The organism is Robertmurraya beringensis, from assembly GCF_042433785.1.
Classification (GTDB): Bacteria; Bacillota; Bacilli; order Bacillales; family Cytobacillaceae; genus Robertmurraya_A; species Robertmurraya_A beringensis.
On record NZ_JBHLUU010000052.1, the window covers coordinates 1 to 1,203 of the forward strand.

Annotated in this window: 1 protein-coding gene; it reads right to left on the reverse strand. The window is 34.2% G+C overall.

The window, feature by feature from the left end; all coding sequences use genetic code 11:
* Positions 1–110 precede the first annotated feature (110 nt).
* On the reverse strand, positions 111–1,016 hold the full coding sequence (locus ACFFHF_RS11835) for a glycosyltransferase (protein WP_377058224.1): 906 nt from the start codon (positions 1,014–1,016) through the stop codon (positions 111–113).
* Positions 1,017–1,203: the final 187 nt, after the last annotated feature.

Below are 1,203 nucleotides of genomic sequence, written 5' to 3' on the forward strand. Positions count from 1 at the left end.
CAGGTCTAATTGTAAATAAATTTCCAAATGGACAGAACCACCTTTAATTAGGCATTTACCTTTTTGGCTCTAAATAGAAACAATGATTAAACTGAAAATTATGACATTATTTATGCAACACTAGTGACTAAAAATGAATTTATTTCATTAACATAATCCATTTGACCACCCCAGCCAGTGACGATTAATGGAGTACCGCTTGATAAAGCTTCCATAAATGGGATGCCAACCCCTTCGCCTCTAGTAGGAAGAACAAAGGCATTGCCCAGATTAAAAATACCTCGATATTGACTTTCCTCTATAGTACCTGTCATTACGTATAAAGGTGCTGTTTCATCACCAAAACCTAACTTTTTTTTATAATTATTAATTTTTTCCAAAATTTCACTTTGATTATCTGAATATGTTTTAATTACAAGCACAACTTGATCAGATGGTTTAAATTCTTTCCAATAAGCCTCTAATAACGTTTCAGGATTTTTTCGTTGCTGGAAGTCGAATACCGAAACAAACACAAATTTCCCTTCCGTTCCCCTTAGTGTAAGTTTTTTGTTTTCTGGACTAAATCTTTGAGAATCTACCCCATGTGGAGCTAAAAAAACAGGTATTTGAACACCACTATTTTTCATAGCCCTAACATTTAGAGAGCACGGAACACAAACTGCATCAAACTTATCGATAATTGGTAGCCAATAAGATGGCAGTTTTTCAGTCTCCCATACAGTATTCAAAATTCGATGTTCAAAATCAACTACTTCATCTGTATGAACAATACTAGGAGGGGCATGATAAATTAGAATCTTCTTTTTAGACTCATCATAATTCTTACTTATAAGCTGTTCTAACCTTTGTTTGTCGTTGCTTTCAGCTTCTTGATATGGTCTATTCCATGTATACGTCTCTATCTTAACATCTAAACCTAGTCGATCTAATGCTAAAGCGTATCCCCTACTCGCTGTACCGTAGCCAGTCGCATCCATTACCGGCCCTCTCCACACGATTTGATAATCTAACATAGCAATCACCCTTTATAGTTTCATCTGAACTTAATCAATTTTGTTATAATTATAAGAGAGCACTAGTGTTGCATTAATTTAATTTCACTATTAAAAATACTCAAAATGTTCAACTTTATTATATTGTGCAAAGAAAAAGTCCTTTATAATGGATAAGTCAGGTGGTAACCCGTCCAAATCCACTAAA